This window comes from Microlunatus sp. Gsoil 973, assembly GCF_009707365.1.
Lineage (GTDB): Bacteria > Actinomycetota > Actinomycetes > Propionibacteriales > Propionibacteriaceae > Microlunatus.
In genome coordinates this window covers 343,821-367,682 of record NZ_CP046122.1, presented here as the reverse complement: position 1 = coordinate 367,682, position 23,862 = coordinate 343,821, and the positions used below count along the sequence as shown (strand labels likewise).

Here is a 23,862-nt window from a genome sequence, read left to right as displayed (position 1 = left end):
GATCCTGGCGTGACAGGCACGGATGTGGAACGCGTCACATCAGCGAGGGCAGTTCCGGCCGGAAACTGTCACCGACCGCGGCTACATTCCGACCATGGCGTTGACCGAGGAGCAGGTGCGGACCATGACGCTGGCCCGGCAGTTCCCGTCGTTGCGGGGACACGGCCGGCGGCAATTGCTTGAGCTCTTCGACCGGCTCGGGCCGATCCAGTCACAGGTACCGCGCGCGCCGTTCCTCACCGCAGCATCGCGGTTGCCCGGCGTCAGCTACCGGACCATCAACCAGGCGTTCGCCGATCACCTGCTGCTGAAGACCACCAGTCTCCGCGGCACCGTGCACACGACCGTGGTCGATCAGTTCGCGGCCGTCGACGCCACGCGCCGCCCGCGTCAGGCCAGAGATCTCGGGCGACTGCTGGGCATCGACGCCCCGGACGTCTGCCGGCTGACCTCGGTGATCGAGTCGTTCTGCGGCGACAGTTGGCAGCCGCGGGACGCCGTCGTCGATCGGGTGCGCGAGGCGGTTGCCGAGCACAATCCGGAGGCGCGGCTGCAGGAACTGGACCAGAGCTACTGCCAGAACCTGGTCTGGGGCCACAGCGGGCTGATCAGGCGGCCCCGGGATCATCACTGGGAGCTGCGCACCGACGGCTTCCACCGCACCGCGCGCCGGGTGGTGCCGACCATCCCGGTTGTTGATCATGACGCAGCCGTGACGGCGCTGACCCGGGTCCATCTCGGCTCCTACGGGCCGGCCGGCCGGAAGGACATCGCCTGGTGGCTCGGCGTGCCGCTGGGCACGGTCGATCGGGCGGTCACCACGCTGGGCGAGGAGCTCGTGCGCCACACGGGGCCTGACGGCAGCGACCTTCTCGACCTCGCCGTTGTCCCGAAACGCCGACGTAGGGATCCCGGTCTGCGACTGCTTCCCGAGTTCGACGGATTGCTGCTCGGCTACGCACCGGAGCATCGCGACCGGTTCCTTGATCAAGTCCACCTCGACAAGGTCTGGGCGCGGGCGAACGGGCTGTTCTCCCCCACCGTGTTGCTCGACGGACGGATCGTGGGAGGCTGGCGCACCGTCGGCCGTCCCGCCGGGACGATCATCGAGATCACCCCACTGCACAGATCGTCCGGTATCGAGACCGCCGACACAGACGCCGCGGTGCAGGCGGTCGCGCAGGCACTGGACCTGGTGATCACCGACGTGCGGATCCTGCCCCCGCAGGACTGACGCCCCGACGGACCGCCGGGGCGGGGTCGGTCGACCATTACGGTGGATGGCATGAGCGTCCTGGTCACCGGCGGTGCCGGCTACATCGGTTCCCATGTCGTACGCCTGCTCCGCCAACGCGGCGACACAGTGGTTGTCGTCGACGATCTGAGCAGCGGAGTGGCAGCCAACGTCGGCGACGCACCCCTGGTGCAACTGGATCTTTCGGTGAGCGACGCCGTCGACTCGCTGCGGACCGTGATCGCAGACCACGGGGTGGACGCGGTGATCCACATCGCCGCCAAGAAGCAGGTCGGTGAATCTGCCGCACGCCCGGCCTGGTACTACACCCAGAACGTTGGCGGAACGGCCCACCTGATGCTGGCCATGGAAGCCGCCGGCGTGAGGAAGTTGATGTTCTCCTCCTCAGCGGCCACCTACGGCAATCCTGATGTTCCTCCGGGATCGCTGATGCGTGAGAACGGTCCGAGTTCGCCCATCAGCCCGTACGGCGAGACCAAACTGGTCTGCGAGTGGATGATGCGCGACGCCGCCCGGGCCTGGGGCCTGCGCGGTGTCGGCCTGCGCTACTTCAACGTGGCCGGCGCGGGCTGGCCGGAACTGGGTGATCCGACCCGGTTCAACCTGATCCCGATCGCACTGGGTCAGCTCACCGAGGGAAAACAGCCGGTGATCTTCGGCAGCGACTACCCGACGCAGGATGGCACCTGCATCCGCGACTACATCCACGTCCTCGATCTCGCGGACGCGCACCTGGCGGCGTTGGACTACCTGGATCGGGATGATCGACCCTACGACATCTTCAACGTCGGCACCGGAACCGGATCCTCGGTGTCGGAGGTGTTGGAACAGATCGGCCGGTCGACGGGATACGACGTCCGCCCGACGATCGGCGACCGGCGGCCGGGTGATCCGGCCACCCTGGTGGCAGATGTCTCCCGGATCGCCGACGCTCTGGGCTGGCGGGCACATCATGATCTTGCCGCGATGGTCGATTCCGCGTGGCAGGCCTGGGAACCGACCCACGGCGCGCCCGCCGTCCGGCCTTCGTGATCATGGACCGTCGGCCGCGTCCCGCGGATCCCAGAGGCCGACGGCGAACAGCACACGGTGGTCCCGGCGATCCCGCCTGTTCCGATCCCGGCGGGCTGCCGCCAGGGCGGCCTCCAGCCGACGGTTGATCACGTCGTTGACATCATCGGCGAGTTCCCGCATCTCCGTCTCGGTCAACAGCCCGCTGCGGATCGACGCCGAGGCCTCCCTACCCCGGGAGCGAGAAGCCTGGAGCAGCATCGCCTGCAGCCAGTCGACGTAGGGCTTGAGGAACTGGTCGACGCCCGGCGTCTCGCTGTCGATGGTGAACACCTCTGCGGTCTGCCTCCACACCCGGTCCCGGCGGTCCCGGGCATGCTCCGGCGCTTCCTCGATGATCCCCGCCTTGGCCAGCACCCGCAGATGGAAGCTGATCGAGTTCGCCGCCTCCTCCAGGGCCGCGGCCAGATCGGCGGCCCGGGCATGCCCGACGACGTCGAGTTCACCAAGGATCCGCTGCCGAAGCGGATGTGACAGGGCACGGAGCACCCCTGGGTCCGTGATGTGCATCATGCCGGCCACGAGCCCCAATCTAGCAAATGCGCACGAGTAATTGCGCAAGCGCTCTTGCGCATCTGCCCGGGGGCGTCGTACGGTCATCGTCGTGAGCACGACCCCGGAAGCCGTCGCCGAACCGTCGGCGCTGCGACACAACAAGCCGTACATGCTGTTGATGTCCGGCAGGACGATCCAGTTGATCGGCGCCGGGATCGGTGCCTTCGCGGTGCCGCTGATCGCCTACGGGATCACCGGGTCGGTGGCGAAGGCGGGCGCCATCGCGGCTGTCGGTGAGATCGGCGGCGTGCTCGTGGCACTGCCCGCGGGTGTGGTCGTCGACCGTGTCGACCGACGGAAGTTGATCATCGGCTGCGCTGCTGTCGGAATCCTGGCCTGGGGTTGGGCGGCCACTTCCGGTCTGGCCGGCTGGCTCACCGGCTGGCAGTTGGCGGCCGTGCTCTTCGTGTCCGCGATGATCACCGCCTTCATCGGGCCGGCCGAGAGCGGAGCCATCCGGATGGTCGTTCCGGCCACGCAGATGCATCAGGCCATGGCGGCCGTGCAGGGGCGGGGCGCCGTCGCGTCACTGCTCGGCGGTCCGGTGGGCGGCCTGCTGTACGGCCTGGGACGGATGGTCCCGATCATGGCCAACGCGATCGGGCAGATCGTCGTCCTGATCGCCACGCTGTTCGTCCGGGCGAGGCTGAACGCCGAGCGTGACACCGAACCCGAGCATCCGGTCAGATCACTGGTCGACGGACTGCGCTACTGCTGGCGCGTCCCGCTGATGCGGGCATCGCTCGGCCTCTTCGCGCTGGTCAATCTTGTCGCCGGGGCATTGATCATCGCGATCACGTTGGAATTGGTCCAGACCGGTACGAAGCCGTTCCTGATCGGCCTGATCGAATTCGTCAGCGGGGGCGCGATGTTGATCGGCTCACTGTTCGCCGGGCGCCTGCTGGACCGGATCCGGGTCGGACCGATCACCATCACCACGCTCGCCCTGCTCTCGGTGAGTCTGGTCGGGATGGCCCTGATCGAACAGTACTGGGCCTTCCTGGTCCTGCTGGCGGTACCGCTGATGCTCGCACCGGCGCTCAATGCCGGACTCGGTGGTTATGTCGTGTCGATCACGCCGGACGCGTTGCAGGGCAGGCTCAATTCCGTACTCAGCCTGTGCTGGCTGGTCAGTGCTCCGTTGTCCCCGGTGCTGGGCAGCCAATTGCTGGCCAACGTCGGTATCGGCGTGACCCTGTGGGTGCTCGCCGGGCTTCTGGTGATCACCGTTGTGTTGCTGATCTTCGTTCGTCCGTTGTGGCGGATCGGGCTCCCCGACAGCTGGTCGGCGGATGTGATCACCTGGCCGCCGACGGCACGTGCCGCACCGGTCCAGCCGCAGAAGGTGGACGACGCCGCGTCGTCGGGTGGTCGGCAACGCCGATGACCGAGGCCGACAGGGTCGGGCGGCTGTTTGGTCGTACGCTTCCGGGCGTGGACACGACGACGATCGACGACGCAATCCGGGCGGTGCTGGAGCAGCCCAAGCCGCTGGTGATCGTCCAGGCGGGTGATCCGGTGCTCCGCCGCCGGGCCGTCGACGTGCCCGCCGACCTGGACCGAGGGCTGTTCGCCGAACTGCTGGCGGCGATGCGTGAGGCCATGCTCGCCGCACCGGGTGTCGGGCTGGCTGCGCCGCAGATCGGGCTCGGCCTGCGCGTTGCGGTGCTGGAGGACTCCGCTGTGGTGCCGGAGGAGGTCGCCGCCGCGCGGGACCGCCGGCCGCTGCCGTACACCGTGATCGTCAATCCGCAATACCGGCAGATCGGCCACGACACCGCGAGCTGGTACGAGGGCTGCCTGTCGGTCGCGGGCTGGCAGGCGGCGACCGAGCGAGCAGTCACCGTCGAGTTGCGCTGTGTGGACGAGGACTTCGCCCCGGTCGTCGAACGCTTCACCGGATGGCAGGCGCGGATCGTCCAACACGAGACCGACCACCTGGACGGGATCCTCTACCTTGACCGCGCGATGTTGCGCTCGTTGGCCAGCAACGCCGCCTACAGTCAGTGGTGGGCGGGCGCCGATCTGCAAGTGGCCCGTACCGAACTCGGCTTCTGACCCGACGCTTCCGCCGCAACCCCTCGCCGCCCCGATCCCCTCCCTCGTCGCCCCGATCCCCTCCCTCGTCGCCCCGCCTCCGAACCTCGTCGCCCCGCGTCCGAACCTCGTCGCCCCGCGTCCGAACCTCGTCGCCCCGCGTCCGAACCTCGTCGCCCCGCGTCCGAACCTCGTCGCCCCGCGTCCGAACCTCGTCGCCCCGCGTCCGAACCTCGTCGCCCCGCGTCCGAACCTCGAAGTTTGACCGTACGGCTACCCACATCGGCGTGTCGGAGCCCCACGATCAACGTTTGACCTTGCGGAATGGCGGGCCAACCACGGGGATGCGGACGAGAGATCCGTCCCCCGGGGATCCGAACCTCGAAGTTTGACCGTACGGCTACCCGCATCGGCGTGTCGGAGCCGCACGATCAACGTTTGACCTTGCGGAATGGCGGGGCCGACCACGACGGCGGGCCGACCTCGATGGCGGGCAGACCACCGGCCGAGGCCGGGCCGGGGAACGGGCAGGTCGTACGGGCAGGTCGTACGGGCAGGTCGTACGGGCAGGTCGTACGGGGAGTGAGGAAGCACGCCGACGAAACACACTCGTAACACCGCTGCGCGATCTCCTGCAACACGGTTCAAGCAAAGTTGGCCGCAATCACGGTCCGGGGAGTCCGTGATCCTCACGCCGTAAGGGATTTGCCGATGACTGTCATGGAAGTGAATTCCGGCGACACTGCCTGGATTCTCACGTCCGCGGCCCTGGTTCTGTTGATGACACCTGGGCTCGCGCTGTTCTACGGCGGCATGGTCCGCGCCCGAACCGTGCTCAACATGATGATGATGAGTTTCGGCGCGCTCTGTCTTGTCGCCGTCACCTGGGTGCTGTACGGCTACTCGATCGCGTTCGGCAACGACGTGGCCGGCGGGTTGTTCGGCAACCCGTTCGAAGAGCTCGGCCTGAAGGGAATGATGAAGGACACCGGGGCGGGACTTCCGCCGATGGCGTTCGTCGCGTTCCAGGCCGTGTTCGCGATCATCACCGTCGCTCTCATCTCCGGAGCCATCGCCGATCGTGCGAAGTTCGGCACTTGGATGGTGTTCGCGCTGATCTGGTCGACCGTCGTCTACTTCCCGGTCGCCCACTGGGTCTTCGACTTCACCGTGACCGACGACAACGGCACAGTCACCCACGTCGGCGGCTGGATAGCCAACAACCTCAAGGCCATCGACTTCGCCGGCGGCACAGCCGTGCACATCAACGCCGGCGCCGCGGGCCTGGCGCTGGCCCTGGTGCTCGGCAAGCGGATCGGCTGGAAGCGCGATCCGATGCGTCCGCACAACCTGCCGCTGGTGATGATCGGCGCCGGTCTGCTGTGGTTCGGGTGGTTCGGCTTCAACGCCGGTTCGGCGGTCGCTGCCGACAACACCGCGGCAGTCGTCTTCGTCAACACTCTGACCGCAACCGGTGCCGCGGCGCTCGGCTGGCTGTTGATCGAACGTATCCGGGACAAGCACGCCACCTCGCTCGGTGCCGCGTCCGGCGTCGTCGCCGGCCTGGTGGCGATCACACCGTCCTGTTCATCGGTCAGCCCGCTCGGTGCGATCATCCTCGGCTTCCTGGCCGGCATCCTGTGCGCACTCGCTGTCGGCCTGAAGTGGAAGCTCGGCTTCGACGACTCGCTCGACGTCGTCGGTGTCCACCTGATCGGCGGCTTCTGGGGCACGATCGCCGTCGGCATCTTCGCCGACGCCGACGCGCCGGCGGGGGTCACCGGCATCCTGGGCGGCAGCTTCGACCAGATCTGGCGCCAGCTCATCGGGGCGGTCGCAGTGCTGATCTACAGCTTCCTGCTGGCGTACGCGATCGGCTGGATCCTGGAGAAGACGATGGGCTTCCGGGTCAGCAAGGACGACGAGCTGACCGGCATCGATGAGACCGAGCACGCCGAGTCCGCGTACGATTTCGGAAGCATCAGCGGCGGGCTGCGGGCTTCGTTCGCCCGCTCACCAGAGGTGGATGCAGGCGTGGCCCATGATCAGGAGGTGTCGGCATGAAGCTCGTGACCGCGATCATCAAGCCGCATATGTTGGACGAGGTCAAGTCAGCCCTCGAGGCGTTCGGCATCGAGGGGATGACCGTCAGCGAGGCCAGCGGGTTCGGCCGCCAGCGCGGTCACACGGAGGTGTACCGGGGCGCGGAATACACCGTCGACCTGGTGCCCAAGATCAGGGTCGAGGTCCTGGTCGACGACGCCGACGCCGAAGACATCACCGACGTCCTGGTGAAGAGCGCCCGGACCGGCCGGATCGGTGACGGCAAGGTGTGGATCAGCAACATCGAGGACATCGTCCGGGTCCGTACCGGCGAACGCGGACTGGACGCGATCTGACCCGGCCTGTGACAGCGAGCCGCCGCCGGGACCTCATCGGTGAGCGGCTCGCCGTCGCGTCCGCATCCTCGTGGGCAACAGACGACGGACCGCAGCGGCGCCGGGCGATGACCGAGGTTGTGCAAGCAGCCCTCCGCGAGCTGTACGCCGCTGCCGGAGGTCCGGCGACCGGCGTGGCCCTGGCCAGCGTCGGGAGTCTGGCCAGGCAGGAGCTCGGGCCGCGGTCCGACGTCGATCTGGTGCTGCTGCACGACGGCAGCATCCGCATGATCAACAACCTCGCCGAGCGGCTCTGGTACCCACTGTGGGACTGCGGAGTACGCCTGGATCATTCGGTACGCACCCCTGCCGAATGTGCCCGGGTGGCCTCCGACGAACTGACCGCCGGCGTCGGACTGCTCGACCTCCGGGTGATCGCCGGCGACGCGGCACTGACCCGGACCACCAGGACCCGGCTGCTGGAGGCCTGGCGGGACGGTGTCCGCAAGCGACTCGAGGAGCTGATCACCTCGGTCACCGATCGCGCGGGCGTCTTCGGCGATGCCGGCTACCTGCTGGAACCGGACCTCAAGGAGTCCCGCGGCGGCTTCCGGGACATGACCGTGTTGCGGGCACTGGCCGCGACCTGGCTGACCGACCGGCCCCATGAGGGCGTCCTCGACTCCTACAACCTGCTGCTGGACGTACGCGATGCCCTGCACATCACGTCCGGACGCAGCCTCGACCGGCTGCTGGCCTCGGAGATCGACGAGGTGGCCAAACGCCTGGGAGTCGGTTCGGCGGACGACCTGCACCGATCGGTGTCGATCGCTGCGCGGCGGGTCGGGCACGCCGTCGACCTGACCATCCGGGCCGCCCGTGAGGCGGCTCCCAGCCGCCGGATCTTCAAGGGACGCCGCCCGCAGCTCGATCGGGCGCCGTACGGCCTGGTGGTGCATCGCGGGGAGGTGAGCCTGGACCGGCGGACCTCTCCGAGCCACCCGTTGATCGGCTTGCGAGCCGGTGCCGTGGCCGCCAGGAGCGGCCTGATGCTCTCCCCCGTGACCGCGGAGAATCTCGGTCGGCATGCTCCGGCACTCCCGACGCCGTGGCCGATCGAGGCACGGGAGGCCTGGCTGGAGATGTTGTCGTCCGGGCCGGCGCTCGCCCCGGTCTGGGAGGCCCTGGAGCTGAACGGCTGCATCACGCGGTGGATCCCGCAGTGGAGCCTGATCCGCGCCGAACCTCAGCACAACCCGATCCATCGGCACACCGTCGACCGGCACTCGGTACAGACCGCGATCGAGGCGCATCGGCAGCTGACCGCCGTTGAGCGCCCGGATCTGCTGCTGCTCGCCTGCCTGTTCCACGACATCGGCAAGGGGCTGCGATCGGTCGGCGTGCCCGGTACCGACCACGCCACGGCCGGTGCCCCGGTGGCCCGCGACATCGTGCTGGCGATGGGCGTCACCCCGCAGGACGCCGAGCTGGTCGAGCTGCTGGTCCGCGAGCACCTCACCCTTGCCGAACTGGCGACCCGCCGTGATCACGGCGACCCGGCCACCGCCGACCGGCTGATCGCCGCCGTCGACGGCCGGACCGAGACACTTGAGATGTTGCGGGCACTGACCGAATCCGATGCCCGGGCCGCCGGCCCGACCGCCTGGTCGGCGTGGCGGGCCAGGCTGATCAACGACCTTGCCGACCAGGTGCTCTCCCGGCTCCAGGGCACACCGCCGGCACCGGACACCGGTTCGGAGGCGGCGATCGCACTCTCCCGATCGGTACGTCACGACGGCCGTCCAAGGATCGATCTGCACAACCAGCCCGGCGGACCGGAGTTGATCATCGCCTGCCCGGACCGGCTCGGGCTGTTCAGCGACACCGCGGGGCTGCTTGCGGCCAACCGCGTCGGTATCCGGTCGGCGCTGGTGTACACCGTCGACGGTGTCGCCGTCACCACCTGGCGCACCGACGCCGAGAGCACCGGCGATCTGCCGGACCCGGGACACCTGGCCAGTGAGCTGAACCGGCTCGCCGACAATGATCAGTGCCCGCTGGCGCCGATCCAGCGCCACGAGGCCCGGGCGTCACGGAGTGATCAACCTCCGGTCGTCCGGCCGATCACCAACGCCAGCCGCAGCGCCGCCGTGATCGAGATCCGGGTTGCCGACCGGCGAGGTCTGCTGTACGCGATCGGCGCCGCGCTGGCGTCTGCCGGGTTGTCGATCAGGTCCGCCCATGTCTCAACCCTGGCCGGTCAGGCGATCGACACCTTCTACGTGACGGAGGCGGACAACACGATGCCGTCGGCCGCCCGCTGCACCGAGGCTGTCCGGCTGCTCAGTGCAGCCGCCGCCGGGGAGCAGGGCTGACGCGACCCTCCTGCTCAGCTGATCTTGGTGGCTCGGACGAACCGCTCGATCTCCATCACCGGCAGCTGGCGTCCGGCCGGTGCCAGGTAACGGTCGGTGTACTCGGCCGGCCCGACATCCTCGATCACCGCCCAGCCGTACGTCCCCAGCAGCGGTTTGACCTCGCCGGGCGCCAGACCGAACCGCCAGATCGGATTCTTGATCACGAAACGCCGGTGCAGTTCGCCCGCGCCGTGCAGATCGATGCCGTCGATCAGATCCCTCAGCACGTAGCTGAAGATCAATCGGCTGTCCCGCGCCGCGACCGCCGAGGATTGCAGAACGGCACGGACCGCGGGCTCGGTCAGATACTGGGTCACCGCCTCCCAGACGAACATCGCCGGCCGGTCTGCGGCGAAGCCGGCTTCGGTGAGCACGTCGACGAGTTGATCACGTTCGAAGTCGATCGGCAGCAGCTGCACCCGGTCCGGGACACGTCCGAATGCAGCCATCAGCCGCTTCTGTTTGGCAGTGATGTTCTCCGGGAGGTCGATCTCGTAGGCCGTCCCGCCACGCGGGCCGATCAGTCGGACCGACCGGGTGTCGAAACCGGCACCCAACAGCACGAACTGGCCGATCCCGTCCCGCAACGCCGCCGTCACCTGGTCATCGGCGTATCGCTTGCGGCACAGCAGGGATCCCCAGGATCCCGGCACCGACCGTTCGCTTGCGGTGATCATCGCGCGCCGGACCGCCGAGACCCGGCAGGGACCGACGGCGGCGCGCAAGGCCGGCGGCAGCATCTGGATCGCGATCGGGTCGTCCAGCAGGCGGCGCCCTGACGGTTCGTACTGCTCGACGGCCGAGATCACCATCGGCCCGAGTGCTGTGTCCAGGACCCGATCTCGCGCCATGATCAGAATTCCGCCCGTTCCTGCAGCGCCGCGATCTCCTCGGCGGTCGGCGGCTGCGCACCCTGCCGGGAGCAGACGATCGACGCCGCCACAGCGCCACGGCGCAACGACTCCCTCGAGATCAAGACCCAACCCGACGTGGCCGTCCAGGAAGCCTGCCATGAACGTGTCCCCGGCTCCGACCGTGTCGACCAGTTCGGTGCGGTACCCCGGTACCGACGTCCACCCCTCGGGCGTCAGCGCGCTGGCCCCGTCCTCACCGCGGGTGATCACGATCAGCCGGAGATCGTAATCGACCTGCCATCGTTCGGCTGCCGTCCGCCAGTCACCGGCCAGGAACCGTACGTCGTCATCGCTGGCCTTGATCAGCCCGTTCGGGCCGACGACCCGCAACCAGGGTTCGATGCGCTGCCAGTACTCGACCGGATCGCTGATCACCGAGGACCGGACGTTGATGTCGATCGAGATCGGCGCCGGCACCGTCGGCAGCCAGTCCAGCAGAATCCGGGCACCCGGGTCGATGATCAGCGCCAGCGATCCCAGGTGCATCCAGTCCTCGGCCGACAACTGCGGCAGCTCCTCCGGGCGCCAGTCGAAGTTGGCTGTCTGTGCGAAGTGGAAGGCGTAGGAGGCCTTGCCGCGTTCGTCCAGGCTGACCACCGCCAGGGAGGTGAACTGGTCGCTGGTGACGGCGAGATCCAGGCAGACACCCGCCTTCTCCATGTGCCCGCGGAGCTGGCGGCCAAACTCGTCGGTGGAGATCCGGCCGAGAAAGTGGCTGTCCGCGCCGAGCATCGCCAGGGCGACCGCGGTGTTCATCGGGCCGCCGGCCGACAGCGCCGCCCAGCCGCTGGAGAAGGTGTCACCCGGACGCGACTCGTCCCGGACCAGATCGATCAGGGTCTCACCACAGACGACGAAGCGCCGCCCACGTGCTGCCATGGCGTCAATCTAGTGTCCGTCGCAGTCTCCGTCCCGCTGTCCGTCCCGCGCGCCTCCCGGATCGCCGTACACCCGATCCATGGTTTCCTTGATTCCGGACTTCAGCCGATCCCAGTAGGACGGCGGAACCGCGTTGGCGTGAAGGTCTTGCAGGATCCTCGTCATCGAATACCGCGGATCGAGGCTGACGGCGCGCTCCAGGCAGCAGACCAGCAACGTGCCCTGTCCGGCGATCCAGGCCGCCAGGCCGAGCAGGCACAACACGGGAACGGCGAGCTCCGGGGTCGACCGGGAGACCACCTGGCGCCAGAGTTCCACGTGGATCCAGGCATCCGATCGATCGATGAGCGCCCACGCCTCGTCCCTGACCCTGACGTCGATGGCAAGTATCGCCAGGCTGACCAGGTCCCGATCGCTGAGCACCACCGGCTCCCCCGTTCCCGCGCGGCGACGTAGCCGTTCACCAGCTCACGCAGCCGTCGGCATCGCTCCGGCAGTGCCGGTCGCAGCAGGTCGGTGATCAGGCCGTCGGCCAACCGCCCCAACATCGCGTGCTCCGACTCCGGCGGGCCGTCGGTCAGTCGTTCGACGGCGGCACGGTCCGGAAGACTGGACATCCCGCAGAACACCGCCTCGGCGACCAACGGGTTGCTGTCTGTCCGGTACGCCGTGCCCTCGGCCGGACAGCAGGCGTCCGAACACGACCGGGACCACCAGCGGGAACCATTGGTGTACAGCGCCTCGACCACGCGGAGCGACGCGAGCCCGTCGAGCCTGGTCATCACCGGCAGCAGCATGGCGTCGGCCCGGTCCGGGTCGGAGCTGCAGGCGATCAGCACCACACCGCCGGCCCGGTTGGCGACCGCTATCGCACCGAACCGGTCAGCAACGGCCTCGGCGTCGTCGACCAGGTCGACCCGGGCCGTCAGCTTGACCACCCGATCGACGATGACCATCATCACCAGCGACTCGACCGGCCGGAAACCGAGCAGGTACGGCATCAGGGCCAGCAGGTCCTCCGGTGAGTCGGCCTTCAACCGTCTGGTCTCACGGCGGAAGGGCACTGGTGAAGGAAGCAATGGGCTGGTCATATCTAGAACATTGGGACTGGCACCGCCTGCTGGTTCACCCCTGGGACGAATCTGTGGACAACCCGTCCCACCCGCCTTCCTGTGGACAACCCTCCGTCGGGGCGCCGAGCGGCGCCGGTTCGTACCGTGAATCACGGTTTGATCGCCGCGACGGGGCGGTAGGTTTGACGCGATGAGTTCCAATCCGCCCGAGCTCGGTCCGGACCGCCGAGGACCGGATTTCGCGCCGCCCGATGCGGGCGGGCCGACCGGTCCAGGTCAGCAGGGGCGATTCGGGCCGCAGCCGCCGTACGGACCCCACCAGGGACCGCAGCACCAGCCGTACGGAAACCGACCACGTCCCGAGCCCCCGAAGGGCAGTCGGATGCCGGCGATCATCACCGCTGCCGTGATCGGTGTTGTCGTCCTCGTCGTGGTCATCGCGTCGATCCGTGCGTTCCGCAGCGACCAGCAGGTCGTCCGCGACGAGGCGTCGCCGTCTCCGACACCGTCGGCGTCCGCGCTGCCCAGCGACGGGCCGAACTCGATCAGCTTCACCTCGAGCGAGGGCAGCGGCCAGCTCACTCTGGTGTCGCACGGCTGGACCGACGCCGGTGCGCAGGCACCCCGCTACGGCCAGTTCCTGCAACTGCGGCTGAAGATCAGCGCGACCGACGGCCGGGTCAGTTACGGACCGGAGTTCTTCCAGACCTTCGACGAGAGCGGAAACCTGTTCCAGACCACCGAGGTCGGCGCCACGCCGCCCTTGCTGGGCGAGGGCGTGCTGCGCCCGGGTGAGTCGGCGACCGGTGACATCGCCTTCGACATGCCCCGTGGAGCCGTGACGCTGCTGATGAGCAACTCCTTGCTGGAGTCGGTCACCGCGTTGAGAATCAACGCCTGACCGGTCTCCCGCCGACCCGCCTTGGTGAGGTTGCTGCTCCCGCAAGAGTGGGTAAGCAATCGACAAACGTTTGCGAGCTGTGGCGATCTTCGCCATAGTCGATCCGCACCGGTTGACCATCTCGAGACAGAGGACGTGGCATGACCGAGATCGAGGATTCAAACAGCGACGCGAGGACGGGCGGCGGACCGCTGCAGGCGGGGCTCAATCCGGGCTCCCGGTCCGTCATCCCGCGGGGGCATCCGTTGTCCTGGGTCACTCTGGTGATCACCACGCTGGCGATCCTGATGACCTCGGTCGACGCCGGCATTCTGCCGGCCGTGCTCCCGGCGATCAAGAGCGAGTTCGGCCTGACCAACGGCCAGGCAGGATTCGTCAATTCGGTGTTCTTCTTCGGAACACTGGTCGGCGCCCTGGGTTTCGGCTGGATCAGCGACCGGATCGGCACCGGCTACCGGCGGACCTGGACCTGGAACATCGCGATGCTGATCGGCATCATCGGCGGTGCGCTCACCTGGGGCTTCGCCGGGAGCTTCGTCGCCTTCCTGCTGTTGCGCATTCCGATGGGCTTCAGCCGCGGCGGCTCCGAGCCGGTGAACGTCGCGCTGGTCAGCGAATGGTGGCCCAAGGAACACCGTGGGTTCGCCGTCGGCGTGCACCACACAGGGTTTCCGCTCGGCCAGTTCCTGACCGGCGCACTGATCGCACTGGTGCTCGGCATGGCGGGCTGGCAGGAGGCGTTCCTGATCATTCCGATGATCGGCATCCCGATCATCATCGCCCAGATCATCGTCGGCAGGAAACTCAACCAGCAGCGGGTCTACGACTGGATCGATGCCAAGAACCTGACACGCCCGCTGCCGGAACTGACGACAAGCACCCGATCCGGGCTCGCGCCGATCAAGGCCGCCGTCAGGAACAGGAACGTCTGGCTTTCGATGATCTTGATGTTCCTCTTCCTGTGGTGCGAGGCGGGCGCCAGCACGTTCCTGACCACCCAACTGGTCGATCACCACGTCAGCCAGAGCCAGGCCGCCCTGATCGCCGGCGCCTCGGGGCTGACCGGCTGGATCGGTCAGGTCGCGTGGGGAACCTGGTCCGACCGCGCCGGGCGGAAATTCGCCATGCGGTTCCTGATCGTCGGCTGGACGGTCGCGCTGCTGGCGATGATCCTGATCTCCGGAGCGACCAGCGGCTGGCTCGTGCTGCTCTTCTGGGGACTGTTCCGCAACGCACCGTTTCCGGTCGCGTACGCCTTGTTGATCGACTCGCTGCCCAAATACGCGGGCTCCGCGATGGGCCTGATGATCGGGCTGGCCTTCGCGTTGTCCGGTCTGCTGGCGACGCCGGTGGCGGGCTGGATCATCGACCACTGGGGATTCACCGCGAGTTACCTGGTGCTGGCGGTCATCTGCCTGATCGGCTTCCTGCCACTGCGCTGGATCACCGAATCCGTCCGGGTGCACACCAAGGACACCCAGACCACCTGAACTCCGGCACGCTGAACCCCGGCACGCTGACCCCGGCAGGGACGGCGCTGGGTAGGCTCTGCTCCGTCCGCCGGGGCACCCGGCGGGCGGGGAACGTCCAGCAGGAGGACCAACAGATGGTGGAGCAGTTCGCGGTGCGTGGCTGGCCGGTCGTGCGGTTGGGGTCGTCGTCGTTGACGGTGGACGTCCTGCCGGAATTCGGCGCCGCGATCACCTCGCTGCGGCGGACCACCGACGGCCTGGAGTTGTTGCACCAGACGCCGTGGGGGCTGCCGACCCGCGGCATTCCCCAGCTCAGCGCCACCGCCGAGGTGCAGCGATACGACGTAGATCCCGGTGGCTGGCAGTCGATCTTTCCCAACGGCGGCGACACGGTGACCGTCGAAGGTGCCGATCAGGGTTTCGACGGCGAGGCGAGGATCTCACCGTTCGATGTCGATGAACTCTCCGACACCCAGATCCGGATGAGCACCCGTCTCCGGCGCAGCCCGGTGGAGATGACCAAGATCATCACGATCGCCGACGACACCGTCACGGTGGCCGAGAGCGTCCGCAACCTCGGGGTCGACGACCGGGACGTGATGTGGGGCAGCACCGTACAGTTCGGCCCGCCGTTGATCAGCAAGGACGCCGAGGTCGAGTGCGGCACCGCACTGGTCCATCCGGACGCGACGATCCTTTACGACTCCGACTATGAGGACGTCATGCCCTGGCCGCGGACTCCGGGACGGGCCTCGGTGATCAATCTCCGTTATCTGCCGGAAGCCGGGTCGGAGAACCGGATGGCCTACCTGACAGATCTGGCCGAGACCCGGGCGACGATCACCAACCGCATGATCGACTGCACGGTGGCCCTGGACTGGGAGGCCGACCCCTGGCCTTACCTGTGGTACAACCTCGAGGCGGGCGGCACCGACGGCCATCCGTGGTTCGGCACCGGCTATTTCCTGGCGCTGACGCCGAGCAGCAGCTGGCCGGCCCATGGATTGCACGACGCCCGCCGGATCTCCGCCAGTGCCCTGCGGCTGCCGGCCGGCGGCGAGCTCACCGCACGGCTCTCGCTCCGGGTCGGCGCGGCCGACCAGCCCGCCTGACCCGACGACCCGGCTACAGCTGCTCGCCGAGCAGGATGCCGAGCAACGCCAGAGCTGAACTGAGCACCAGCATCCCGAGACCGTTGCTGATCACCGCCGCCCAGCGGCGCTCCTGCATCAGGCGGAGCGTCTCCACCGATGCCGAGCTGAAGGTCGTGTAACCGCCGAGGAACCCGGTGCCGGCGACGGTCTGCGCCTGGGACGGAAGCCCCGTGGCGACCATGCCGGCCAGCAGACCCAACAGCAGGGATCCGCTGAGATTGATGATCATGGTTCCGAACGGGAACGCTCGGGAGGTCCGGCCGCGCACCAGGCCGTCGATGGCGAACCGGCAGGCGGCGCCGACACCGCCGGCGACGGCCAGTAGGACGGCGGTGATGATCATCATCGGTCCCCCGCTGACGGGCGGCGATGGGAGGCCGCCGCCAGCCAGACGCCGACAGCGGCTGCCAGCACCCCGGAGATCACCGTCCCGAGCCCGTAGCCGATCCCGGTTCCGGCGTCACCGTGGGACAGGAATGTGGCGACGTCGACGGCCAGTGTGCTGTAGGTCGTGAAGCCGCCGAGGAAGCCGGTGCCGAGCAACAACCGCAACCGGCGCCGTACGCCTTGATCAGGTCCGCCGAGGGCGAGCTTCTCCAACACGACACCGAGCAACAGACTGCCGACGACGTTGATCACGAAGGTGATCGCCGGCGCCGACATGGCCGGCGCCACCGCATCGGTGATCTGAAACCTGGTCTCCGTGCCGATCGCACCGCCGACCGCAACGATCAGCAGGTATCCCGGCCGCCGATACGGTGGCACCTGGCGTGCGCTCGCGAATCACCAGGACGGCTTCTCCGGGCCGTCACCGAAGTCCGGGATCGGCAGCCGGGTACCTCCCTGTTTGGCCGACTCGTAGGCGACCACACCGGGCAGCGTGAACCGCGCGGCGGTCCAGGCGTTGACCGGCGGCTGGGTCTTGCCCGTCACGGCGCGGACGAAGTCGTCGGCCAGGAAGTGGTGTGAACCCTCGTGGCCGTTGTGTGCACCCTCGAACTCGACCGGCAGCCGGGAACGATCATGAACCTTGGCAGTCCCCGAGGCGAAACTCTGCATCAACGCGGGATCCACGTCGCCGAAGTCCTCGGGAAGCTGGTGGTCGTGGGTGTAGAAGAGATCACTGATGTCGAGGGTCTCACCCTTGGCGTAGTCCTCACCCGGGGTCTTGACACTCCAGGTCGCACCGTGCCCGGTCTGTTCCATCACCGATTCCGTGCCGTAGAAGCGGAACCTCGACTCGTGCCCATTCCAGTAGCCGACCCGACGGAACTCGTTGGTCCGCATCGCCCCACCGTCGGCCAGCTCGAACAGCGCCGACATGTTGGAGAACTCGTTGGCCCACAGCGAGACGTTCTTGTCGAACACGCCGTCGCCGCGGTCATCGACGATGCCGATGCAGCTGACGCTGGTGGCATGGGTCGGCAACGCGCCCAGCACGCCGCCGATGGCGTGGGTGGGATACAGCATCGGCGGGTAGCTGGCGGTCTTCTTCCAGTCGTCACCGCCGCTGTACTGATAGGCGGCGTAGAAGCCGTTCTCCATGTCGTGGACGTAATCGCCCTCGGAGTAGAAAACCCGGCCCAGCTCGCCGGCGGCGATCTTTCCCCTGGCCCACACCACGGCGGGGTTGTAATAGCTGGTCTCCCCCATCATGTAGATGAGGCCGGTCTCTTCGACCTTCGCGACGATCGCCTCGATCTCCTCGGCCGCGATCGCCATCGGCACCGCGGAGTAGACGTTCTTGCCTGCCTCCAGGGCCCGCAGAGCCAACTCACCATGGGTCCAGCGCTGGGTCATGATCGCGACCGAGTCGACGTCGGACGCCAGCAGCTCGTCCACGTCGGAGAAGGTGCCGGCCAGGTTGTACCTCTGCCGGTGTTCCTCGGCCCGTTCCGGGATCAGGTCTGTCGCATACACCTCCTCGACATCTGGGTGCAGCTGCCAGAGCCCGATGAAACTGCGAGCGAATTGTCCGGTTCCGATGACGCCGATCTTCACGCCGATCATCCTTTCAGGTCCCTGCGAACCGGGCACAGGCCGGGTCCGGGATGTGACCCGGCCCGGCCCGGATCCACACGCTGCCTTCCGCCCCGGGCCCGGCGCAGCCTCACAGCACCCGTCGGACTCCCGGGATCCGGCGCAGCAGGTAGGCGGCCGCCCAGCAGACCGGGACGGCGATGACCACCAACACTGCGAACTTGACCACACCGGGCGCGGCCAGCGGCGCGATCAACCGGGCGACCGCGACCAGGACGAGCGGGTGGATGACGTACACCGCGAAGGCCTGGCCGGAGGCGAACCGGCTGACGGCACCGGTCCGGTTGATCCGGGTCCGGAAGAGAACGAGCAACGCCATGATCACGCCGACCGCGAAGACCTGCTCGCAGAACACCGACGCCAGGTAGGCCGGCCCGTGCACGGTGGAGAACCCCAGCGCGGGGACGCCGGCGACCAGGGCCATCACCAGTCCTGCCCAGCCCTGCCGGACGGTCAACGCCGAGAACCATCCCCTGCGCTGGGCGAGCAGCCCGACGACGAAGAGGAACACGTACTGGGGCAGGTAGTACGGGGTCGGCAGCCCGACGATCGGCCAGTACGTGCCGCTCGGCACCACCAGCCGCCAGCTGTAGGTCACCACCGTCAGCACGCCGATCAGCAGCATGATCATCCGGTTGCCGACGCGCGCATCGGGAACGACCGCCGATCGCTGTTGGTCGAGTGATCGGCCGCGGACCGATCGGTAGATCGCGTAAACCAGGCCGAGGACCAGCAGCACCTCGACGAACCACATCGGCCCCGGGTCGGATCCCGCAAGGAAGAAGGCCAGCGGTGACAATCCGGCCTTGCGGTACTCCGGCCAGGAGCCGATGGCCAGCAGCGGCCGGATGAGCAACCAGAATCCGACCAGCGGGATGCCGAGCCGGATCAGCCGGTCCCGGAAGAACCGCCACGGCCCCTTGCGGTCGACCGATCCCGGGACGAACAGTCCGGAGATCAGGAAGAAGAAGCCCATGAAATACATCTGGTTGACCGCCAGGAAGATCACGAACCCGGTCGCGGATGCGTTGTCCCGCGGCTCGGTGTAGTACCACAGCGGCAGGTTCGAGTAGGTGATCGCGGCATGGTGGGCGACGACGAGCACTGTCAGCGCTGCGCGCAGGTTGTCCAGGTACCCGAGCCGCCCCCGCAGACCTGCCGCTGGTCCGGTCGCCGGGCTGGTTCTCGTCCCGGTCGTCGGTCGGCTGTCGGCCGCCGGTTCCGGGAGCACTGTCTCATTGGTCACAGCTGTGCCCCTTCGTTGGTTCTGTGGTTAGTTAGTCAAGTAACGAACCTAAGGTAGACCACTCGGGGGTCAGTTGTCCACGTGCTATTAGCTGGACCGGCGCCACGGGGGACGAACGACGACCGCGGACGGGCCACCGGGGTGGGCCCGTCCGCGGTCGGTTACGGCGGATGCTTGCGATCGTGTCAGAGCGTGACCGGTTGCCCCGTCCGGATCGATTCGTAAGCTGCCTCGACGATCGACACGGTCCGCAGACCGGACCGTCCGTCGGGTGCCGGCTGCGGGCCGCCGGCCACCACCTCGAGGAACTTGTTGATCATCGCCTGATCGGCGTTCACACCGTAGGAGAACCAGAGCGCGTTGTTCGTGACGTCGGACTGGCCGTCGATCCGGGCGTTGAAGGCGTCCATGTCGGCGATCCCCTTGCTGCCGACCAGTTGCAGGGTCAGGCCGCCCCAGGTGGGGTACGAGTCCGGCTTGGACCAACTGCAGTCGACGGTGGCGATCACGCCGTTGGCGTACTCGATCGAAACCAGTCCGCCGGTCTCCACCTCCACCTGGTCGCTGTGCAGGATCTTGTTGCTGACCGCGTACACGCTCCTCGCCGGGACACCGTCGAACAGGCTGTCCAGCAGGTCGGCCACATGCACCGTGTGATCGGTGACCGATCCGCCGCCGGCCAGCACCGGATCGACGAACCACTTGCGGCTGTGGATGGGCAGCTGGCCGTTGTTGGTGCCCAGCACCGCCTTGACCGATCCGAGTGCTCCGGAATCGTAGGCGTCCTTCAGCTCGAGGAAGGCAGTCGAGTAGCGCACCGGATGGGCGATCATCAGCTTGACGCCGGCACGCTCGCAGACGTCGACCATCGCCTGGGCATCCTCGACCGTGGTGGCCAGCGGCTTCTCACTGAGCACGTGGACGCCATGCGCGGCCGCCTGTTCGGTCAGCGGTCGGTGCAACGAGTTCTCCGAGCAGATGATCACCGCGTCGGGGCCCCATTCCCAGACGGCGTCGTAGCTGTCCAGGTAGCGCACGCCGAACCGCTCGGCCAGTTCCGGGCCACCGATCTCCCCCGGTTCCCGGTTGGCGTGGTCGGGATCGGTGGCGACGATCTCGACGTCGGGGCGCTGGGACAGCGCGTTCAGGTACGCCATCGAATGCAGATGGGCGAAGGACAGGACGGCGATCCTCATGCTGAAACTCCTGCCGGCTCGAGGTGGACGGGGCGTCCGGTTTCCAGGGACTCGATCGCGGCTTCGGCGATCACCGTTGCGGCATAGCCGTCCTCCGCGGTCACCCGGGGTTGCGGTCCGCCGGCGAAGGCACGGGCGAACTCGGCGATCTCGGTGGCGAACGGGCTGACGCCGTGCGTGGCCGGCAGCAGTCCGGTGCCGGAATCATCGGCGAGCCCACCGTCGATCACCACCGGCTTGTACTGGGTGGAGTCGTGCCGCAGGAAGCCGGTCGTACCGACGATCTCGAAAGTGGTCCGGAAAGTGGTGCCGGGTCGTGCCCAGATGCCGCCGACGTAGGAGATCGCGCCGCCGACGTGGGTGAGCACGACCTGGGCGTTGACCACGGCGTCCAGGCCCTCACCGTTCTTGGAGAGCCTGGCGAAGGCGGTGCTCACCTCACCCGCGTTCCACCGGGCGAAGTCCAGATCATGGATCATCTGGTCCAGGATGATGCCGCCGGACTGTTCATCGTCGTGGTACCACGCCTTGTCCGGACGGGTTCCGCCGCGGGTGAACCGCTGGACGGCGACCTCGCCGATCGTCCCGGCGACGACCTCGCGGTGCATCGTCTCGTACTCGCTGAAGAAGCGGACCACGTGGCCCGGGTAGAGCTGGACACCGGCCGCGGAGCAGGCATCGATGGCCGCCCGGGCGTCGGCGGCCGTCCGGCCGAGCGGCTTCTCGCTCAGCACGTGCTTTCCGGCAGCCGCCGCTGCTTCGATGTACTGGCGGTGGCAGGGCGTCGGCGTGCACACATCGATGACGTCGACCTGGGAAGCCAACTCCTCGAAGGAGTCCACGACCGTTCCGCCACCGCAGCGGGTGACCAGTGCATGGGCTCCGTCGTGTGCGTACACACTGACCTGGGCGCCGGTTCCGAGCCAGGCCGGCAGGTGGGCTCCGGCGATTCCGCCGGCTCCGACCATGCCGACCCGCAACGGCTCGGAAGCCGGTGGGACCAACTGCGACACGGAAATCTCCTCTGTTCGGTTTGCTTGTTCGGGTTCTTGATCAGATTGCCGTCGGGCGTGGCTCAGGGCGGGACCACCGCGGCGATCATCGGATCTCGGGCTGCCGCTTGCAGCAGTGCGTGGTGGGCTGCGCCAAGAGCGACAGCAGCGTCACCCAGTTCCGAGCCGACCACTGGCGTCCCGCGAGCCGACGGGCCAAGATCATCGACAACGGCAGGGATGAACTGGTCGGCGGCCGCGGCCAGGCCCCCCGCCGATCACCACCATCTCCGGGTCGAGGACGGTGATCAGGAATCGGATGCTGCGGGCCAGTTCGCAACTGAAGCGGCGCACCCTGGCTCTGCTGTCCGGATCGCCGGCGCGCGCCGCGGCGAAGACGCCGGTCACCTGCTCACTGTCGGCCTGCTGATCGCCGAGGAGGATCTCCGGCGTGTCGAAGAACAGTTCCGGCACCGATCCGATCTCACCGGCCTCGCCGTGTCGCCCGGTGAGCACTGTGCCGTTGATCATGAATGCTGCCCTGGTCCGTCGGCCGGCCAGTATGTAGACGACGTCCCGACACAGACGGGCGGCTCCCAGCCGCTGCTCGGCGAGCACGGCCAGATTGGCGTCATTGCCGACCATGATCGGAACGCCGGCCCAGTCACCGAGCACCCGGCCGATGTCGTGACCGTCCCATTGCGGCACAACGACCGAGCGGGTGATCCGGCCGCTGCCGTCCACCGCTCCGGGCACTCCTACGGTGACACCGTGCAGCCGATCGAGCCTGACCGGGATCCGGGCCGCAGCGGTGATCATGGTCTGTTGCACCTGCTCGAGCAGCTCCGGGCCGCTGATCCGGGGCGGGACCTCGGTCCGCTCCTTGGTCCGGACGGCCCCGGTCAGCTCCGCGATGGTCACCAGAACCTTGTGCCGGCCGACGTCGACACCGGCGACGAACCCGGCATCGGGATTGATCAGATAGTTCCTGGCCGGCCGCCCGGCCCTGACATCTCCCTGCGGCTGGCCGGGCTCGGCCTGGGCGACCAGTTCCGCCGTCGCCAGATCGGCCAGGATCGCCTCGAGCGTCGGACGGGACAAGCGGGTCAGCTGCCGGAGGTTGGCCAGGCTCGCCGGGCCGTGTTCGGCCAGCGTACGAAGCACGGTGGCGGTGTTCGCCTGCCGGTGCAGATCCGGAGACATCGCCAATACGCTAAGCCTCTTTACAGAATCTGCGCAAGGCCGGTCCGGCACAATCTCACCGAGACGGGCTGAATTACACCAAGGTGGATCGCATATTTCTGTCTGGTCCCGGAGCCGGGGCATCATGGGAAGGCATCCGGCACCTGCCAGACTCGGGCTGGCCGGCCGGACGTCGGTCCGAACCAACCACAGGAGAGTGACGATGGGTGCAGGGGCACTGCTCCGGTTCCGGGACAAGACCTATGACCGGACAACCCCCTGGTGATGGGCATCGTCAACCGGACCCCGGACTCCTTCTACGACAACGGTGCAACCTGGGACCAGCAGCACGCGCTGGCCCGGGTGGAGCAGGCGATCCACGATGGTGCCGACATCATCGACATCGGCGGGGTCAAGGCGGGTGCCGGCGACCCGGTCGACGCTGCCGAGGAGGCGCGCCGGACGGTCGGGTTCATCGCCGCGGTCCGGGAGCGGCATCCGTCGACGGTGATCAGCATCGACACCTGGCGGTCCTCCGTTGCCCGGGAGGCCTGTGCGGCCGGAGCGGACCTGATCAATGACGCCTGGGGTGGTTACGACCCGGAGATGATCAACGTCGCTGCCGAGTTCGACGCCGCCGTCGTGTGCACGCACACCGGTGGTCTGGAACCGCGGACCGACCGGTTCACCGCGTCCTACGACGACGTGGTGGCCGACGCCATCGCCGCAACGACCCGATTGGCCGATCGGGCGCTGGCGGCCGGTGTCGCTGCAGAGTCGATCATCATCGACCCCGCCCACGACTTCGGCAAGACCACGCTGCACTCCTTGGAGATCACCCGGCGGCTGGACGAACTGGTGGCCACCGGGTGGCCGGTCCTTGTCTCGGTGTCCAACAAGGACTTTCTCGGCGAGACCCTCGACCTGCCAACCGACCGGCGTATCCCGGCCACCCTGGCGGCGACGGCGATCTGCGCGTTCCAGGGTGCCCAGATCCATCGGGTGCACCAGGTCGCCGAGGTCCGGCAGGTGGTCGACTTCGTGGCCAGCGTGCGCGGTGAGCGCGAGCCGTCGACGATCATCCGCGGTCTCGGCTGAGG

At 67.9% G+C, this 23,862-nt stretch carries 21 protein-coding genes and 1 pseudogene; 11 read left to right on the top strand and 11 right to left on the bottom strand.

All coding sequences use genetic code 11. The features are described from left to right. Positions 1–94: 94 nt before the first annotated feature. The gene (locus GJV80_RS01670) at positions 95–1,234 is read left to right on the top strand and encodes a winged helix DNA-binding domain-containing protein (RefSeq protein ID WP_195909114.1); all 1,140 of its coding nucleotides are present in this window, start codon (positions 95–97) and stop codon (positions 1,232–1,234) included. A 51-nt stretch (positions 1,235–1,285) separates the two neighbouring features. Further along, positions 1,286–2,287 (top strand): UDP-glucose 4-epimerase GalE, encoded by a 1,002-nt coding sequence (gene galE, locus GJV80_RS01665; protein WP_154686427.1) that lies wholly within the window; start codon positions 1,286–1,288, stop codon positions 2,285–2,287. Here galE and GJV80_RS01660 read toward each other — a convergent pair whose 3' ends face one another. Beyond that, entirely contained in the window at positions 2,288–2,839 is a 552-nt protein-coding gene (locus tag GJV80_RS01660) for a helix-turn-helix domain-containing protein (RefSeq protein ID WP_154689945.1), read from the bottom strand. A gap of 91 nt (positions 2,840–2,930) precedes the next feature. Here GJV80_RS01660 and GJV80_RS01655 point away from each other — a divergent pair, with 91 nt between their 5' ends. The 5 genes from GJV80_RS01655 (at position 2,931) to GJV80_RS01635 (ending at position 9,671) form a co-directional block, all read left to right on the top strand. Then, positions 2,931–4,268, top strand: a complete 1,338-nt coding sequence (locus GJV80_RS01655) for an MFS transporter (RefSeq protein ID WP_154686426.1) — start codon at positions 2,931–2,933, stop codon at positions 4,266–4,268. Positions 4,269–4,315: 47 nt separating this feature from the next. Continuing rightward, positions 4,316–4,939, top strand: a complete 624-nt coding sequence (locus GJV80_RS01650) for a peptide deformylase (protein ID WP_230208023.1) — start codon at positions 4,316–4,318, stop codon at positions 4,937–4,939. A gap of 690 nt (positions 4,940–5,629) precedes the next feature. Continuing rightward, positions 5,630–6,982 (top strand): ammonium transporter, encoded by a 1,353-nt coding sequence (locus GJV80_RS01645; protein ID WP_195909113.1) that lies wholly within the window; start codon positions 5,630–5,632, stop codon positions 6,980–6,982. After that, positions 6,979–7,317, top strand: a complete 339-nt coding sequence (locus tag GJV80_RS01640) for a P-II family nitrogen regulator (protein ID WP_154686424.1) — start codon at positions 6,979–6,981, stop codon at positions 7,315–7,317. The genes GJV80_RS01645 and GJV80_RS01640 overlap by 4 nt, the downstream gene beginning before the upstream one ends. Next, positions 7,251–9,671: a [protein-PII] uridylyltransferase gene (locus GJV80_RS01635; protein WP_154686423.1), complete on the top strand. Its 2,421-nt coding sequence runs from the start codon at positions 7,251–7,253 to the stop codon at positions 9,669–9,671. Before GJV80_RS01640 ends, GJV80_RS01635 begins: the two co-directional genes overlap by 67 nt. A 14-nt stretch (positions 9,672–9,685) precedes the next feature. On the opposite strand, the gene GJV80_RS01630 is transcribed toward GJV80_RS01635, so the two are convergent. From GJV80_RS01630 to GJV80_RS24840, 3 genes and pseudogenes are all read right to left on the bottom strand, one after another. Then, positions 9,686–11,506, bottom strand: a complete 1,821-nt coding sequence (locus tag GJV80_RS01630; protein ID WP_154686422.1) for an SAM-dependent methyltransferase — start codon at positions 11,504–11,506, stop codon at positions 9,686–9,688. A 9-nt stretch (positions 11,507–11,515) separates the two neighbouring features. Beyond that, positions 11,516–11,929, bottom strand: coding sequence for a DUF4192 family protein (locus tag GJV80_RS24845; RefSeq protein ID WP_370518807.1), 414 nt, complete (start codon positions 11,927–11,929; stop codon positions 11,516–11,518). A 71-nt stretch (positions 11,930–12,000) separates the two neighbouring features. Further along, a pseudogene (locus GJV80_RS24840) lies at positions 12,001–12,597 on the bottom strand (DUF4192 domain-containing protein); the annotation flags it as partial. A 172-nt stretch (positions 12,598–12,769) separates the two neighbouring features. Here GJV80_RS24840 and GJV80_RS01615 point away from each other — a divergent pair. The 3 genes from GJV80_RS01615 to GJV80_RS01605 all read left to right on the top strand — a co-directional run bounded on the left by GJV80_RS01615 (position 12,770) and on the right by GJV80_RS01605 (position 16,064). Continuing rightward, positions 12,770–13,480, top strand: coding sequence for a hypothetical protein (locus GJV80_RS01615; RefSeq protein ID WP_154686419.1), 711 nt, complete (start codon positions 12,770–12,772; stop codon positions 13,478–13,480). Between the two features lie 140 nt (positions 13,481–13,620). Beyond that, a complete protein-coding gene (locus tag GJV80_RS01610) occupies positions 13,621–14,970 on the top strand; it encodes an MFS transporter (protein WP_154686418.1) in 1,350 nt (449 codons plus the stop codon). A gap of 116 nt (positions 14,971–15,086) precedes the next feature. Beyond that, positions 15,087–16,064 carry a hypothetical protein gene (locus GJV80_RS01605; RefSeq protein WP_154686417.1) on the top strand — a complete coding sequence of 326 codons (978 nt, stop codon included), beginning with the start codon at positions 15,087–15,089 and terminating at the stop codon, positions 16,062–16,064. Between the two features lie 13 nt (positions 16,065–16,077). Here the strand turns inward: GJV80_RS01605 and crcB are convergent, their stop codons facing one another. The 7 genes from crcB to GJV80_RS01570 form a co-directional block, all read right to left on the bottom strand. Further along, positions 16,078–16,449 (bottom strand): fluoride efflux transporter CrcB, encoded by a 372-nt coding sequence (gene crcB / locus GJV80_RS01600; protein WP_154686416.1) that lies wholly within the window; start codon positions 16,447–16,449, stop codon positions 16,078–16,080. After that, the gene (locus GJV80_RS01595; protein ID WP_230208022.1) at positions 16,449–16,871 is read right to left on the bottom strand and encodes a CrcB family protein; all 423 of its coding nucleotides are present in this window, start codon (positions 16,869–16,871) and stop codon (positions 16,449–16,451) included. The genes crcB and GJV80_RS01595 overlap by 1 nt, the downstream gene beginning before the upstream one ends. Before the next feature lie 18 nt (positions 16,872–16,889). Continuing rightward, the gene (locus GJV80_RS01590; RefSeq protein WP_230208021.1) at positions 16,890–18,116 is read right to left on the bottom strand and encodes a Gfo/Idh/MocA family protein; all 1,227 of its coding nucleotides are present in this window, start codon (positions 18,114–18,116) and stop codon (positions 16,890–16,892) included. A 100-nt stretch (positions 18,117–18,216) separates the two neighbouring features. Further along, positions 18,217–19,392, bottom strand: coding sequence for an acyltransferase family protein (locus tag GJV80_RS01585; protein ID WP_230208020.1), 1,176 nt, complete (start codon positions 19,390–19,392; stop codon positions 18,217–18,219). A gap of 185 nt (positions 19,393–19,577) precedes the next feature. Continuing rightward, positions 19,578–20,588 carry a Gfo/Idh/MocA family protein gene (locus GJV80_RS01580; RefSeq protein WP_154686415.1) on the bottom strand — a complete coding sequence of 337 codons (1,011 nt, stop codon included), beginning with the start codon at positions 20,586–20,588 and terminating at the stop codon, positions 19,578–19,580. Beyond that, entirely contained in the window at positions 20,585–21,601 is a 1,017-nt protein-coding gene (locus GJV80_RS01575; protein ID WP_230208019.1) for a Gfo/Idh/MocA family protein, read from the bottom strand. The genes GJV80_RS01580 and GJV80_RS01575 overlap by 4 nt, the downstream gene beginning before the upstream one ends. Positions 21,602–21,802: 201 nt before the next feature. Then, positions 21,803–22,783, bottom strand: a complete 981-nt coding sequence (locus GJV80_RS01570) for an ROK family protein (protein WP_195909111.1) — start codon at positions 22,781–22,783, stop codon at positions 21,803–21,805. A 264-nt stretch (positions 22,784–23,047) separates the two neighbouring features. On the opposite strand from GJV80_RS01570, the gene folP reads away from it, so the two are divergent. Further along, positions 23,048–23,860 (top strand): dihydropteroate synthase, encoded by an 813-nt coding sequence (gene folP / locus GJV80_RS01565; RefSeq protein ID WP_154686413.1) that lies wholly within the window; start codon positions 23,048–23,050, stop codon positions 23,858–23,860. The last annotated feature ends 2 nt before the right edge of the window (positions 23,861–23,862 follow it).

What these genes read in the sequence shown, in the direction of transcription:
- GJV80_RS01610 (WP_154686418.1), top strand. Translation starts at nt 13,621, where the DNA reads ATGACCGAGATCGAGGATTCAAACAGCGACGCGAGGACGGGCGGCGGA.
- GJV80_RS01660 (WP_154689945.1), bottom strand. Translation starts at nt 2,839, where the DNA reads ATGATGCACATCACGGACCCAGGGGTGCTCCGTGCCCTGTCACATCCG.
- GJV80_RS01670 (WP_195909114.1), top strand. Translation starts at nt 95, where the DNA reads ATGGCGTTGACCGAGGAGCAGGTGCGGACCATGACGCTGGCCCGGCAG.
- GJV80_RS01645 (WP_195909113.1), top strand. Translation starts at nt 5,630, where the DNA reads ATGACTGTCATGGAAGTGAATTCCGGCGACACTGCCTGGATTCTCACG.
- crcB (WP_154686416.1), bottom strand. Translation starts at nt 16,449, where the DNA reads ATGATCATCACCGCCGTCCTACTGGCCGTCGCCGGCGGTGTCGGCGCC.
- folP (WP_154686413.1), top strand. Translation starts at nt 23,048, where the DNA reads ATGGGCATCGTCAACCGGACCCCGGACTCCTTCTACGACAACGGTGCA.
- GJV80_RS01570 (WP_195909111.1), bottom strand. Translation starts at nt 22,783, where the DNA reads ATGTCTCCGGATCTGCACCGGCAGGCGAACACCGCCACCGTGCTTCGT.
- GJV80_RS01630 (WP_154686422.1), bottom strand. Translation starts at nt 11,506, where the DNA reads ATGGCAGCACGTGGGCGGCGCTTCGTCGTCTGTGGTGAGACCCTGATC.
- galE (WP_154686427.1), top strand. Translation starts at nt 1,286, where the DNA reads ATGAGCGTCCTGGTCACCGGCGGTGCCGGCTACATCGGTTCCCATGTC.
- GJV80_RS01615 (WP_154686419.1), top strand. Translation starts at nt 12,770, where the DNA reads ATGAGTTCCAATCCGCCCGAGCTCGGTCCGGACCGCCGAGGACCGGAT.
- GJV80_RS01580 (WP_154686415.1), bottom strand. Translation starts at nt 20,588, where the DNA reads ATGAGGATCGCCGTCCTGTCCTTCGCCCATCTGCATTCGATGGCGTAC.
- GJV80_RS01605 (WP_154686417.1), top strand. Translation starts at nt 15,087, where the DNA reads ATGGTGGAGCAGTTCGCGGTGCGTGGCTGGCCGGTCGTGCGGTTGGGG.
- GJV80_RS01640 (WP_154686424.1), top strand. Translation starts at nt 6,979, where the DNA reads ATGAAGCTCGTGACCGCGATCATCAAGCCGCATATGTTGGACGAGGTC.
- GJV80_RS01590 (WP_230208021.1), bottom strand. Translation starts at nt 18,116, where the DNA reads ATGATCGGCGTGAAGATCGGCGTCATCGGAACCGGACAATTCGCTCGC.